Source organism: Paenibacillus sp. FW101-FHT12H11, assembly GCF_058790355.1.
Genome location: NZ_JBYTCO010000003.1, coordinates 147,796 through 161,713, shown reverse-complemented (window position 1 = coordinate 161,713; position 13,918 = coordinate 147,796). Strand labels below are relative to the sequence as shown.

Here is a 13,918-nt window from a genome sequence, read left to right as displayed (position 1 = left end):
TAAAAAAATGGCGACTGCTCTCAGTCGCCATTTTTTTGCTTCTTTTAAATACCAATTCAAAAATTTTACCAATTACTTTTTATTTAACGCTTGCTTAATAATTTCATGATGTCTATATTTCGAGACTTCTTTATTACTTTTATATGTATTAAATAGATTTATCACATGTTCTACATCTGATTTCAAGAAAAATGGGGAACTCTTAGTACCACTCGAAGGGTAATATACATCAAACTGCCCTGCTTTGAAAAGCTCAAAACCCAGTTGTTCAATTACATTGTATCTGTCCATATAATCACTTTTGTTATTACTTAAAGAACTAATAGCCATTGTCACATCTTCTTTTAAATATAACTGATCCCAGTAGAGAGTACTCGATCGAAAAACAATATTAACATTCATTCTTTTCAAGTGCTCCTTTAAGGTTTTACTACTCCAAATGCTTTTTTCTAAGAAATCACGAACAGTAAGATATTCACTTGCTTCTTTATCAAGTTTTTCTATTATATCGAGTTTGTAACATTCCTCTTCAAGTAATTGCTGCATTGGAACTAACTTCATCTCACATATCAATTTTACTGTGGTAACGCTGGTTCTCCATCTCATAGCAATAGAACTCAAGGAAATATACTCAATTTTACCATTATAATTAGAAAGCTCTAATTGCATTTTTTCTATGTAATTTTTATGAATCATTTTAAGTTTAAGTCTTGGGTGAGATTGAATGACTATTTGGTGTTGAGATATATATGTATGAATTAATTCATCAGAAATACTGAAAATTTCTATGAAATCTTCAATGAATAAGAAATTATGATCGAATTGTAGTTCTTCAAAATGAATGTTCTTAATGCCTTCCCCTCGTAGTGAATTTGTCAAAACACTTTTTATTGTTTTATTACTAATTAAATTTACTAACTTAGACATAAAATCTTTAGTCCTATAATACGAACCTTTATAATGCATATTTAAAAAAATTACTAATTTAGACGGCCAAGACGAAAGTAAATCAAATGCAAGTGACATCATTTGAAATTGCTTCACTACGTCATGGTAATAACCACTTGATGCAAAACGTTTTTTCTCGGCTTGGTTAAAATTTATACAAAAAAGATTAGTTTTTTCAACCAAAATGTATGAAAGCCACTTTGCTAAAAATATTTGTTCTCTAATATTTAGAGAATGCTGTAGAAATGGCGAATTAATCTGCTTAAAATCCCCATCCGCATTTAAGTAATGCTGATCTCCACCGACTTCCGAGATAGGAATATTCTTTAATATGTTATTACATAACCCACATTTTCCTTGTACTACATCTTTAACTGTTATTTTGTTCTGACAATTTGAACAGTACTCAATCATAAATGCTAAGTGTTTGTAACAATAACTATAGTGAGTAAGTGACCAATTCGCTCTATGATATGTCTTTTCTTCTAAACATGTAGAGCAGAAACGTGTAAATAAACTATTTTTCCACCCTGGAAGGGTTAGTCCTGAAAGAACCCAGTTATGGGTATTTAAAAAGTCATCAGTTATTATATGATCAGATAATACGAATATTTTATTAAGATATTCCTCAATCTCCTCTTCGGTCGATTTATGTGTAAGAGTACCTATCCCTAGCTCATTAACTTCGCGGTAATTAACTAAGGCCAATCTGCTCAGGAATCCCTCCAAAGATTCATCAGGATACTTTTCAATTAAATTACGTAATAAACGCATGTTAATCACTCATTTCTATGACAAAAATAAGGTTAGACGATAATATATCGTCTAACCTTATTTTTGTATAATTATTCATCATGATGTATAAATTTATCTTTCCATGGAATTCTGCAACAATCCGTCCAATGAATTCTGGAACAAATCTAAAGAATTCTGGAATTTGACAAAAAACTACAAAATTTGAAACATTTACAGTTTTTTTGAAAAATCAAAAAAAAAAAACCAGGGGCTCCCGCCCCCGGTCCTCTTACGAGCAGCGACTGTAGCCGCAGTTCGCGCAATTCTTGCATCCTTCGCTGTTAATCAGCGAAGCGGAACCGCAAGACGGGCACAAGTCCTTCGTCGCGGCGCTAGCAGCGTTGCTGCCATGAGCGCCAGGCGCGGCGTGCCCGCTAGAAACAGCCACCGGTGCCGGAGCTGGCGCATCCAGCACTTCACTCGTCGCGGTCACGTAGTTCCGCGCGTCGTCTTGCTCGTTCATCACTTCGTCGTGCTGCTCGAGCGCTTTGGCAACCGCGTCAGCGATCGACTCGACGCGGTTCGTGCCAAATCCAATGGCGCCAGAGCCGCCAATGCCTTTCAAGTGCTTCACGAGCAGCTTCACTTTGTCGCCGTGGTCGCCGTAACGCAAGAACAACGAGCACACGCGGCCTAGTGCTTCAGACATTGCAAAAACGTCTGATCCGGCTTTCCCCACGTTGAGGAAAATTTCACTCGGCGTTCCGTTCATATCATTAATCGTAATATATGCCATGCCGAATGGTGTATTCACTTTATAGGTTGCGCCTCGCAGAATTTGCGGACGGCGCTTATACTGCTTATCGAAAACTTGCTCTGTTTTGGCGTCAACATTCACCGCAAGCTTGCCTGAAAGATTCGTTAAGCTGGCTTCTTCTTTCACAGCCTCCGCAGCTACAGCAACAGGTGCTGATTCTGCCTTCTCAACTTTCTTCTCCTCTTTCTTATCAGAACTTGTGCTAAGAACTTGAACATCCCGGCTTCCATCACGGTAAATGGTGACGCCTTTACAACCCAGATCGAAAGCCAATTCATATAACCGTTTGGTCTCTTCAACAGTGAAATCGGATGGGCAATTCGCTGTTTTGGAGATCGAACTGTCAACCCATTTCTGGATCGCTGCTTGTGCGCGAATATGATCTTCAGCCGTCAACGTCATGGATGTTACAAAATAATCCGGTAATTCCTGATTCGGATTGGCGTCTTTCCATTCTTGAGCAATCGGTACATATTGTTTATCAAAGCCAAGACGGCTTTGGCGGAAATATTCAAAGGCAAAATACGGCTCAATCCCCGTCGAAGTGCCAACCATGGTTCCTGTGCTTCCAGTTGGAGCCTGCGTAATAACCGTTACGTTGCGCATACCGTTCAGCTTAATGGCTTCGCCAACTTCCGGGAATACCTTGGTCATATTTTTCATAAAGCCGCTTTCCAGGAACTTATCTGCAATAAACGCTTGGAAAGATCCTTTTTCAGAGGCGATTTCCGCTGATGCCAGATAAGCTTCTCTTGCCATGAATCCGTAGATTTTGTCCAAAAATACTAAAGATTCCGGACTGCCGTAACGAATTTTCAACTTAATCATGAGTTCCGCCAAGCCCATTGATCCTAAGCCTACGCGGCGTTCCTTCTGTTGATTCTCACGGTTTTCTTCGAAGTGATAAGGCGTTTTGTCAATGACATTATCAAGGAAACGCGTCGAGTAACGAACAACCGTCGCCAGATCCGCCCAGTCGACATCATGTTTCTCTGCATCATAAAATTTGGATAAGTTAATCGCCGACAAGTTGCAAACTCCCCAAGCCGGAAGCCCCTGCTCCCCACACGGATTCGTACAAATAATCGGATTGAAATACCAGCTATTCGACATTTGATTATAGTATTCCATGAACACAACACCAGGCTCAGCCGATTTCCAAGCGGACTCAATAATCGTGTGCCACACCTCACGGGCTCTTACTGTGCGGTACGGCTTGACGGCTTTGCCAAGCTGTTTCCAAGCTTCCAAATTGCCGTCCCATTTCTCGTTATATTCAGGATCCGTCGTATCCGGGAAGACGAGTTCCCACTCCAAATCTTCCTTCACAGCCTTCATAAATCCATTGCTTACGCAAACAGATAAATTGGCATTGGTAATTTGGCCCATCGTTGACTTCACCGTGATGAAATCTTCCAGATCTGGATGCCAGTCATTGATCATCAGCATGAGTGCGCCACGACGGCTTCCGCCTTGCTCAATCAGACCTGTTGTATAGCTGAACAAGCCGCCCCATGATACAGCACCGCTCGAAGAGCCGTTAACTCCTTTGACAACGGAACGGCGTGGGCGAAGCGAAGACAGATTGATCCCCACACCGCCGCCGCGTGACATGATTTCCGTCATTTCCGAAAGTGTGCTCATAATGCCGCCACGGCTATCGTGAGGAGATGGAATCACATAACAGTTGAACAGCGTTAATTCATCACTTGCATCCGCTCCTGCCGCAATCCGTCCGCCAGGAACAAGTTTCCAATCGTCCAAAATATATCTGAATTTCTCCGTCCATTCCCTGCGTTTCTCAGGTGTCGTTTCCACGGAAGCCATGGCTCCGGCCAGACGGTCCCACATTTCTTCCGGTGTCTTTTCTATGTTTAATGTAAGTTTCTCAACTGCAGATTTGACTGTCTCGCCACTGCGTGTTCTTACTTGCACGATGTCGCCTTCACGGCTAATAATTTCGCCTACTTCTTTGGCTGGGAATTTGGGATCATCCTTCGTCAATACGAGTACGGTGTCCCCCACTTTAGCAAAGCTCGTATCCGCATTCTTAAGTGCGTAGCGATCCAAAAATATTTTCTCGCTTAACCCTTCCAGCCTCTTACCTGATTGCGAAATCCCCATTGATAAATGCCCTCCCAATAAGCTACAGATTCAGCTCCAACTAAATTGAAAATTACAATATCTGGTGTGAGAAATCCATTATACAACACTAGATATGGACCTTCGAATGGCCAAAGGACCAATTTTGTTTAATAAGACAAGTAATGATCGCTTTAGCTAGATTTTCCTCGAAATCTCTCTTTATTTTATAGAAAGCGAGCTGGCGGTTCGTTGCTTTTGACGATGGCGTGTTCCTCTGCTAACCTATATTTAGGATACCACAATTCGCTCATTTTTAGAACATTTGTTCGTTATTTTTTTCTAAGGAGATGTCAAAGACATGTATTTTTATAAAAATGAATTTTTGAAAAAAGCGGACATTCAACTCTCGCCCGATGATCGCGGTTATTATTTTGGAGACGGTATATATGAAGTTTTCCGTGTCTATCAAGGTAAGCTGTATGAGCAGGATGCCCATATGCAGAGGCTTCAAAGAACCGCAAGCGAGGTGCGGCTTACACTCCCTTTTACCATCGAGAAAATCGGGCAAATTCTCATCGAGCTGGTGGACAAAAATAAGCTGATCGATGGCACCGTATATCTGCAAATCACCCGAGGCGAAGCTCCACGCGCGCATCCGTTTCCGGCTCAGGCAGAACCGATCATGCTGGCCTACTGCACGGAAGTGCCGAGACCGACGGCAACCATACATAACGGGATCAAAGCGATTACTTTTGCCGATATTCGCTGGTTAAGATGCGATCTCAAAACACTCAATCTGCTGCCCAATGTCATGGCCAAGCAAGCAGCGCTCGATAACAACGTGCAGGAGGTTGTGCTGCATCGCGAAGGTACGGTAACGGAGTGCAGCGCGTCAAACCTGATGATGATCAAGGATGGTGTGCTTTATACGCATCCTGCGAATCATTTGATTTTGCACGGAATTACCCGAGCAGTCGTCTTGCGTTTAGCCAGAGGTTTGGATATGCCGGTTAAAGAAGAAGCTTTTACGACGGAACAGCTTATGACGGCTGACGAGGCCTTTATCACAGGAACAACGGTAGAAATAACGCCAATTCTGGAAGTGGATGGCCGCAGGATTGGAGCCGGCACGCCAGGTGCACATACGCGCAAGCTGCAGGAGGAGTTTGTTCGCACGTTCTCATAATCAGCAAAAAACCTAAGGCATCTGCCTTAGGTTTTTTAAATCCTCATCATCATTATCGCCGCAAGTTCCACTCATCCGTCCCATACTTCTCTTGCACAAGACGATTGGTCAACTCGATCTCAAACGGTGTCAACGAGTCCTCAACCAGCTCCACGCCTAAACCGAGACCAATTTCACGGCGGAACGCTTCTTCAACTTGCCGCAAGGTAACGGCCTCTTTCCCCTGTGCCCGCAGCAGCTCGTTAATGGCCACCGCTTTTTTCAAAAAGCTCGTCTTCATCCGCTCCGCCACCTTCTCGTTAGAGAAACGCAGCATACGGAACAGTTGGTCCGTATCCATATCGAGCAGAATCGAGCCGTGCTGCAGCACGACGTTCTTTTGCCGTACCTGCGCGCTGCCGGCGACTTTACGCCCCTCAACCACGAGCTCATACCAGGACGGAGAATCGAAACATGCAGCCGAGCCCGCAGAGGCATATTTCTCTTTCTCCTCATCGCTTGCCAGCTGCACCATCTCGGCGTTAAGTCCTAACGCGCGGAAACCTTGCAGCAGCCCTTCGCTCAGGACGCGGTAAGCATCCGTCACATTTCGGGGAATACCCGGATAATCCTCGGCCACAATGATGCTGTAGGTCAGTTCCTTATCATGCAGAACCGCTCTGCCTCCTGTCGGACGGCGTACGAAACCAATCCCTTCATTCGCCACGGCCTCCTGATCGACCTCAGTTGCTTTTTGGAAATAACCGATGGACAGCGTTGCTGGATTCCATCCATAAAAACGCACCGTAGGAGGGACGATTCCCTCGCTATGAGCGGTCAAAATCGCTTCATCTAAAGCCATATTTTCAGCAGGAGAACGATCTCCCGTATGTATAAATCGCCATGCCGTCATCGAAATCTTCATCCTTTCTTCCCAACCATGCTTGTCAAAAGACAACCTCTATCATACCACATAACCGCCTTAAGTTACGATTCCGCTCCCTCTCCAAGCTCCCACCCTGATTTCCTCATCTGTTTTACCATGGAAAAAGTTATGAAAGCGCCTCTTATGGACATACTAACACGTATTCGGCGTTTAGCGCCCGTGCTTCATACAAGCTTAGGTTCACGAAGTCAGTTTTCTTACGAAAACTCTTAGGAGGGCACAACCATGCGTCAACATGAACAGCAAGAGAACATTCGCCCCATTCATCATCGGTTGGACATGCACTTTGAGAGGGACTGGTTTACTGAGCTGGATCATCGTGTGCGCGGAGGAGGGCCGTGGGACGATTGGACTTTGTACCAGCTTGCCTACGAATCGGAAGAGTCGGGGCTTATTTCTACATTTGATGAAATGCAGTGCCTCCCTCATTTGGGGCAGCTTGAGCCTATGGCTCATCAGATCGATACTGCGAAGCGAGTGCTTAATGAAATGCGCGGTCGAGCCATCTTGGCCGATGAGGTGGGACTCGGGAAGACGATTGAGGCTGGGTTGATTTTAAAAGAATACATGATCCGCGGATTGGTCCGCAAAACCCTTATCCTGGTGCCGGCATCCCTTGTCCTGCAATGGGTTCGTGAATTAAACACCAAATTCGGCATACCTGCCATCGCCCATAAAAAAGCGTACATGTGGCAGCAAAGCGACATTATCGTGGCGTCCATGGATACCGCCAAACGCGATCCTCACCGGGAAATCGTGATGGGTCTGGAATACGACATGCTGATTGTTGATGAAGCTCATAAATTAAAAAATAAAAAAACGACCAACTACACTTTCGTTAATGAGCTGCGCAAAAAATATTGCCTGCTGCTCACCGCCACGCCGGTTCAAAATGATTTGAAAGAGCTCTATAATCTCATCACCCTGCTCAAGCCCGGCCAACTCGGTGTTCACAGCTCCTTTAAATCTAATTTTGTTGTCGGCAAAAGGATTCCGAAAAATGAGATTCAGCTGCAACAGGAGCTATCCAAGGTAATGATCCGAAATCGTCGCGGCGACGGCGGTGTTCATTACACCAAGCGGGTGGTGAAAAATATCCCGCTGACGCTTTCACCGGACGAGCAGGCGCTCTATGACGGCGTCACCAATTTCGTCCGCACACGGTATGCGGAGAGCTCCGGTGATTTAAACAGCATGCTTTCGCTCATCACACTTCAACGCGAGGTCTGCTCCTCCAGGGATGCCGTCTTCATCACGCTCGTGAATTTGTTCAAAAAAACAGCGGAAGATTCGCCTGTACGCGCCAAAATATGGGAGCTTGTCGAGCTGATCCGCAGCATCAAATCGAATAGCAAAGCGGAAACCACCATGAAGCTCGTGCAGGAAATTAATGATAAAGTTATCATTTTCACCGAGTATCGCGCTTCCCAGGAGTATCTGCTCAACTATTTGAAAGAGCATAAAATTACAGCAGTCCCCTATCGCGGCGGCATGAACCGTGGCAAAAAGGATTGGATGATGGATTTATTCCGCAATCGCGTACAAGTGCTTGTTGCGACGGAAGCTGGCGGCGAAGGAATTAATCTGCAATTTTGCCATAACATGATTAATTTTGACCTGCCGTGGAACCCGATGCGCGTGGAACAACGGATTGGCCGTGTGCATCGGCTTGGCCAGACACATGATGTGAACATCTATAATCTATCGACAAACAATACGATTGAAGAGCACATCCTCTCTTTGCTGCATGAGAAAATCAATATGTTTGAGATGGTTATCGGGCAGCTCGATACGATTTTGGAGAAAATCGAAAAGAAAGGATCTCTTGAAACTTCCTTATTCCGCATGGTGATGGAAGCAGGGTCACGCGAGGATATTCGCAGGAAAATTGACGAGCTGGGTCATTCCTTTACCGAAATCAAAGAAGAAATCGAACACAATCCCGTGTATGGAACTGAGTTTCAACATATCCTTGATGCCGTAGGCGGCGCGCAAAGCGGTGAGGTCAGATCATGAACAAACGAAACGTTCATACCTTTGTCATGCGGTTTCTTGAAGCTTATGATTGCACCATTCTGGAGAAAAGCCCGTCTTACGTCACAGCCAAGCTGTCTCCGGAAGCAGATCGGGAAATGACGGGCCGACCTTATTATTGGAGTTTCGTGGAGCGAACCGGGACGCCTGCCGAAACCATGACCTATAAATTCGTATTCGACCCGGAACAAATGAGGCTCGATGCCAAGTCCAAGGCTGCACCGACAGCTGTGAAGAGTCCGCCCAATCCAGGCGCGCCAGCCTCACCGAACCAGGAGCAAGCGCCTGACGGCTCCTCCGACAGCATTCTGGGACGTTATTTCGGCTTCGTTCCGACAACAATTACAGCGCGTATTCCGCAAGATGATGTCACTTTTGGCAGCAGAAGGTTAGAACAAATGTTCGGAATTGTCCGAGAGCGCGGGAAATACGTTCATCTGTTTGAGGAACCGTTTCCTACGGGAGCCACCTATCATGCTGCGCTCGTATATGATACATGGTTTTGCATCAATTACAAGGTTGAACTCGCCTGTGACCGCAAACGAAGTGAAATCCACTCCCTTGCCGTTCAATTGAACAACGGCGAGATTCGCGAGAATTTTCATAAACATCTGCTGACCAAAGGTCTTTCTCCGAAGCTGCCGGCGAATAGTCATATTTTGCCGGATACGATATCGCTGATCAAAGCCGTGAACCTGCTGGAAACGACGCTTGAACGCAAAATTAGCGCCTATGACCATAGATGGGCGGACGAGGCGAATGAGCAGCACCGCAGCGAAATTGACCGTGTCGAATCCTATTACAACGGCCTTTTGCTAAACGCAGAGCCCGATAAAAGAGATGAAATCGAAACGCAATGCCGCAACCGCCTAAGAGAAATAGACTGGCAGCATAAGCCGCGCATCGCCGTTTCTGTCATCAATTGCGGATTGTTTCATTTAACCGCAGGGCGATCGCCTAGGAACTGACGATAGTCGCTAAAACCTCGCAAATTAACGCTGCAGGTTCTAACAATCTTTTTATAGCATAAGAATTACAATAGATTCATACAAATGAGAAGTTAGCGATAGGCAGGTGAACATGGATGAAGCTGTGGACTGCATGGACAGCAACTTGCTTCATATGTATTGGCAGTCTCTTATTCATACCCTCCCAAAGCTCAGCGGGCGATAATCCAGATCGGACAAGCCTCGCACAGCCTGTAGGACAACCCGCAGCTACCAGTCAAGTAGCTGAAACTGCAAAGCCCGTACCGGATTTGCGAAGCGAATCCACTTTATCGGCCACGGTTGAGAAGTGGCGGGTAGCGCTCGCTCGCGAAGAAGGGTTCCATAACTGGCAATCAGCAGCTTGGAACAGTTACCCGCTTGGTCCAGGGACACATGGCTGGGTCGTGATTCTCACGGATCATGGCGAGGATGTCGGCTATATGATCGTACAGTCTGTAGAAAATGGCTCCTTCCGATTAACGGAATACGGGACAGGCAAGCACCCTCTTTTCAGTTTGACCACGCTGTATCGTTCCATGGTACAGCAAGAACTCATTCCGGCAACACTTACTTATTCTGATTTTATCGCCAATGAAACGATCGTCAAAGACCGCTTATATATGGACGGCTTAACCGCTGTTTGGAGAATCAACCTTGATAATCAACTGTACTATGTGGATGCCAAATCAGGTGAGGTACTCCCTTTAAAAGATGACCCGACGCCAAAGCTTGGGGCCGATGATAGTACACTAATGACAACGGAATTAAAAGAAGCAAGCACCATTATGCATCCAGCCTTTGATCCTTATGAACGGATGCCTTGGATTGTCGGCTCGCCGCTGCCTATGACTGGACTGAGCGAACTCCAAAGCGCTCTTGCCGCCAATCAACATCTGACCTTTGTCACCGAGCTATACGATGGTCAGGTTACTCTGCCACTGGCCGTATTAGGCTATCAATCATGGCAGGATGGGTTACCTTATCTGGTTCTGGATCACGAAGGACCAAGATACATTCAACTGCCTGCCGCTCTTGCAATAGGGCATATTTATTAAATGGAAAAAGGACTCCCCGTCAAGTAGACGATTCTACTTCTCGGGCAGCCCTTTTTTTGTGACTTTTTATTTTTTGGTTCTAAACTGGTCAAACAACATCCGGGCTGCCAAGGGCAGCATGCCAAACCAACGCGTCTGCCAATGCTCCCGCTGCTCTTTATGCATCGCTTTTGCTTGTTGGCGAACATCTCTTGGCGTGTCTATAAACGTCACGACCTGCTGTGTTATGTACTTGACCAAGTCATCGCTTTTGGCCATACGCCCACCTGCCTTTTTCTCCCTATTGTAACCAGAGAGCCCCGGACTTAAACGGTAAGACAGGTGGAAGACATGGATTCAACTGACTCTTCCGCCGCTCTCCGAAATAATTTTATCCGCAAATGACTTAATCGTACTACAGCCGAGCAGCATCGGTTTATTATCGCACTGCAACAGCAAGGTCTGTGCGTTCATGTCCCAGGCGTATTGGAAACCAACGTTCATTCCCACCACGGTAATCATGAATTTTCCCGATGCAGCATTAGGAATGGTGAAGCCTTGTTTTTTGCCTACTTGTTGTAACGAACGAAACACTGAAGATGAAATCCCTCTATACGTCCAAGCATTGCAAGCCGCCATAGGTCAATCTCCTCTCTCCCCATATAGGATCACTAAATTGTATGAAGAGAGGGCTTAAATCGTGCTTGTTTCAAAAAAATCAGTCCGGCGCTGCATGCTTCCAAACCCGCTTCTAACCTCGTCCTTGCTGCATATATTAAAATAACTAGAGAGAAAGGGGTGCATCGAATGTGGGAAGAGATGCTCCTGACTGAACAGCTCAACATCCACATGGATAAAGCCAACCACATGCTGGAATTGAAGCTTCGAGACCACGAACAGGAAGATACGTTCTCCACAGTTCAGCTAAGCCATGCTGAGCTCATTTTACTTCTCCATACCCTGCTGGAAGTGAATCGGTGTTTTCGCGGGGATATCCCATATTTTCACAATTAAAAAGCACCTTCGATTCCCGCTAGCGGGTGTCGAAAGTGCTTTTTTCATAGCGATTCCTACCTCTTAATCACGGCTAACTCCAACAATGGAAGCCAAGAAGCGCAAGATGTACAAGAAGAGATTGATGAAATCCAAATAAATATTAAGTGCAGCGAGCGGAACCTCTTCGGCTGATACGCCATTGCGGTATTGAGCCACATCATACAACACCCATCCGCTGAAAATCAGAATGCCTAGCATTGACCAAATCAAATTCGTCATCGAACCAAAATTAACGAACATGCCAATGACACTCATTAAGACAAGGCCAATCGTTCCAGCGAACAAAAAGCCGCCGAGGAAGCTAAAATCACGTTGCGAACGGTGCGCGTAGAAGGCTAGTCCGCCAAAAATCGCCGCTGTCGCGAAGAATGCTCCCGACACCACATTAGCTCCGAGCATACCCCCGTATGCCATAATCACTGGATATAAAGTTACACCGGAAATTGCCGTAAAGGCATAAAGGAAACCATATCCGATATTTTTGCCGCGAATCCGAATCACGATGGCTGCCACCAGCATGACCACTTCGGCAATGACGAAAAGCATGATCATTGAAGGCGGAACGACCATAGCGCCGACTAGTGTCCCCAGGAAGGAAACCAAGAGGGAGATGGCAAATGTTTGAAGCACATGAGCAAAACTGCCTGAATGAGAAACCGTAACCGTTCTATCCATGAAACTGTCAACTCCTTCTATTAGAAAACATGTACAATCTATACTATGCATTATACCTAAACTTCATGAAAACCGCTATACGCCTGGACTTTAGGCATTATTTGAATGCGGAGATCATCTTTAGGAATATACGTTTCAAATGCGCTCGAAGTTTCGCAGGAAATCGCAGGATCAGACGCGTGCCCCAACCGTCATAAGTTCCGCCGACTTCTGCCGCTAGAACGAACAATTCTTTGGTTACCGCATTGACGGTCGGAACATCCAGCGTGTGTAATTTGCTCAAGTGAAGCACGTAGGGCTCCACCTGACGTGTCGTATCAAATTCGGAGACAATGATCCTGTAGCCAAGCGCGCCCACTTTGCTTTTCATCGCATCCATCCGGGTTGAATCCGGAAAATGCAGCCAATGCTGAACTTCCCTGGCCTTCTCCAGATTATCCCCCCGACGCTTCAGCGCATAGGCGATCTTGGCATTTCGCATCCACTGCTCTTCCAAGGGTGAAGGCGCCATTTCTTCCAGATAGAAGCTCCAGTCTGCGTCCAAATTCATCAAGAAATAATAACGGAAGTTAGGAAAATCCGCCAGTACCCGCTTCATTTCCCGCTCCCAATCCCAGTCATCCTTGGCGTAAAAGTACATTTCCATTTTATTATTTGAAGAAATGCGCCCGGCGTAAAGGGCATATCCCTGATCTTTCATCCGCGAAATAAGCTTATCTTCGAGCTCATAAAAGGCTTGCTGCGCCTTTGGAGTTGAGCTGTCCGAGAGGTCCCACAAGCTATACATATTAAATACGATTGTAATTCTTTGTCCATATCCTATGAAAGGAGCTTTCTGCTTCAAAGCAGTGTTCATAAAGACTAGAACCTGCTCCCGATCCCGGATGCGTTCGAACAAATTCCAATCTTCTTCCATAGGATGACCCCCTATTTCCTTCCAAGATAATATTTATTATATAAGTCTTAGGCCTAGCTGCCTACCCATCTGAGCATGATTTCCTAGGAAATAAAAAAACAACCCCTTCAGAACCTGAAAGGGTTGTTGCGGTTGATGCGATCAAGAGGACTCGAACCTCCACGGGGGTAAGCCCACACGGACCTGAAACTTGCGCGCTAAAGGGAAGCAAGCGGAAGCTATGTTCCTTTAGAGGAACCAAAAAACCACGAAAAGCCTATAAAATCAAGGGGTTTCGGCGTTTCACGCCACCCTTCCCTAGTGCCACAAGGCGTCTCGTAAATTCATCAAAAAGTGACTGAAATTGCACGTTTGAGAGAACTCGGAGAGAACGATACTCGAATCAGCCCTGCTCCACTACCATCGACAAATTATAGCGGAGCAAGAAATTAAATACCTTTCTTGTGTAAGAAGCCTAATACAATCGCTTGATTAGGTTGTTTCCCTAGTTGACGATTCTTATATAAGAACTTTTCACT

At 45.6% G+C, this 13,918-nt stretch carries 12 protein-coding genes; 5 read left to right on the top strand and 7 right to left on the bottom strand.

The genetic code is table 11. The annotated features are described in order from the left end of the window. Window positions 1-72: 72 nt before the first annotated feature. Both AC3WTJ_RS10940 and AC3WTJ_RS10935 read right to left on the bottom strand, forming a co-directional pair. A complete protein-coding gene (locus tag AC3WTJ_RS10940; RefSeq protein ID WP_492521740.1) occupies window positions 73-1,722 on the bottom strand; it encodes a TniQ family protein in 1,650 nt (549 codons plus the stop codon). A 250-nt stretch (window positions 1,723-1,972) separates the two neighbouring features. Further along, on the bottom strand, window positions 1,973-4,624 hold the full coding sequence (locus AC3WTJ_RS10935) for an adenosylcobalamin-dependent ribonucleoside-diphosphate reductase (protein ID WP_492521739.1): 2,652 nt from the start codon (window positions 4,622-4,624) through the stop codon (window positions 1,973-1,975). A 319-nt stretch (window positions 4,625-4,943) separates the two neighbouring features. Here AC3WTJ_RS10935 and dat point away from each other — a divergent pair, with 319 nt between their 5' ends. Beyond that, window positions 4,944-5,771: a D-amino-acid transaminase gene (gene dat / locus AC3WTJ_RS10930; protein ID WP_492521738.1), complete on the top strand. Its 828-nt coding sequence runs from the start codon at window positions 4,944-4,946 to the stop codon at window positions 5,769-5,771. Between the two features lie 52 nt (window positions 5,772-5,823). Here the strand turns inward: dat and AC3WTJ_RS10925 are convergent, their stop codons facing one another. Beyond that, window positions 5,824-6,663 carry a lipoate--protein ligase family protein gene (locus tag AC3WTJ_RS10925; protein ID WP_492521737.1) on the bottom strand — a complete coding sequence of 280 codons (840 nt, stop codon included), beginning with the start codon at window positions 6,661-6,663 and terminating at the stop codon, window positions 5,824-5,826. A gap of 258 nt (window positions 6,664-6,921) precedes the next feature. Between AC3WTJ_RS10925 and AC3WTJ_RS10920 the strand changes: the two genes are divergently transcribed. From AC3WTJ_RS10920 to AC3WTJ_RS10910, 3 genes are all read left to right on the top strand, one after another. Continuing rightward, a complete protein-coding gene (locus tag AC3WTJ_RS10920) occupies window positions 6,922-8,712 on the top strand; it encodes a DEAD/DEAH box helicase (protein ID WP_157325725.1) in 1,791 nt (596 codons plus the stop codon). After that, window positions 8,709-9,698, top strand: a complete 990-nt coding sequence (locus tag AC3WTJ_RS10915; RefSeq protein WP_492521736.1) for a YqhG family protein — start codon at window positions 8,709-8,711, stop codon at window positions 9,696-9,698. The genes AC3WTJ_RS10920 and AC3WTJ_RS10915 overlap by 4 nt, the downstream gene beginning before the upstream one ends. A gap of 116 nt (window positions 9,699-9,814) precedes the next feature. Then, the gene (locus AC3WTJ_RS10910; RefSeq protein WP_492521735.1) at window positions 9,815-10,774 is read left to right on the top strand and encodes a hypothetical protein; all 960 of its coding nucleotides are present in this window, start codon (window positions 9,815-9,817) and stop codon (window positions 10,772-10,774) included. A gap of 66 nt (window positions 10,775-10,840) precedes the next feature. Here AC3WTJ_RS10910 and AC3WTJ_RS10905 read toward each other — a convergent pair whose 3' ends face one another. Together AC3WTJ_RS10905 and AC3WTJ_RS10900 are read right to left on the bottom strand one after the other, a co-directional pair. Continuing rightward, window positions 10,841-11,032 (bottom strand): YqzE family protein, encoded by a 192-nt coding sequence (locus AC3WTJ_RS10905; protein ID WP_492521734.1) that lies wholly within the window; start codon window positions 11,030-11,032, stop codon window positions 10,841-10,843. A 78-nt stretch (window positions 11,033-11,110) separates the two neighbouring features. Continuing rightward, on the bottom strand, window positions 11,111-11,392 hold the full coding sequence (locus AC3WTJ_RS10900; protein ID WP_127458551.1) for a hypothetical protein: 282 nt from the start codon (window positions 11,390-11,392) through the stop codon (window positions 11,111-11,113). Between the two features lie 168 nt (window positions 11,393-11,560). On the opposite strand from AC3WTJ_RS10900, the gene AC3WTJ_RS10895 reads away from it, so the two are divergent. Then, a complete protein-coding gene (locus tag AC3WTJ_RS10895; protein WP_127458552.1) occupies window positions 11,561-11,767 on the top strand; it encodes a hypothetical protein in 207 nt (68 codons plus the stop codon). Window positions 11,768-11,830: 63 nt separating this feature from the next. Here the strand turns inward: AC3WTJ_RS10895 and AC3WTJ_RS10890 are convergent, their stop codons facing one another. Together AC3WTJ_RS10890 and AC3WTJ_RS10885 are read right to left on the bottom strand one after the other, a co-directional pair. After that, the gene (locus tag AC3WTJ_RS10890) at window positions 11,831-12,484 is read right to left on the bottom strand and encodes a Bax inhibitor-1/YccA family protein (protein WP_492521733.1); all 654 of its coding nucleotides are present in this window, start codon (window positions 12,482-12,484) and stop codon (window positions 11,831-11,833) included. 97 nt (window positions 12,485-12,581) lie between these two features. Beyond that, complete coding sequence (locus AC3WTJ_RS10885) at window positions 12,582-13,400, bottom strand: DUF695 domain-containing protein (protein ID WP_492521732.1); 819 nt, start codon at window positions 13,398-13,400, stop codon at window positions 12,582-12,584. Between the last annotated feature and the right edge of the window lie 518 nt (window positions 13,401-13,918).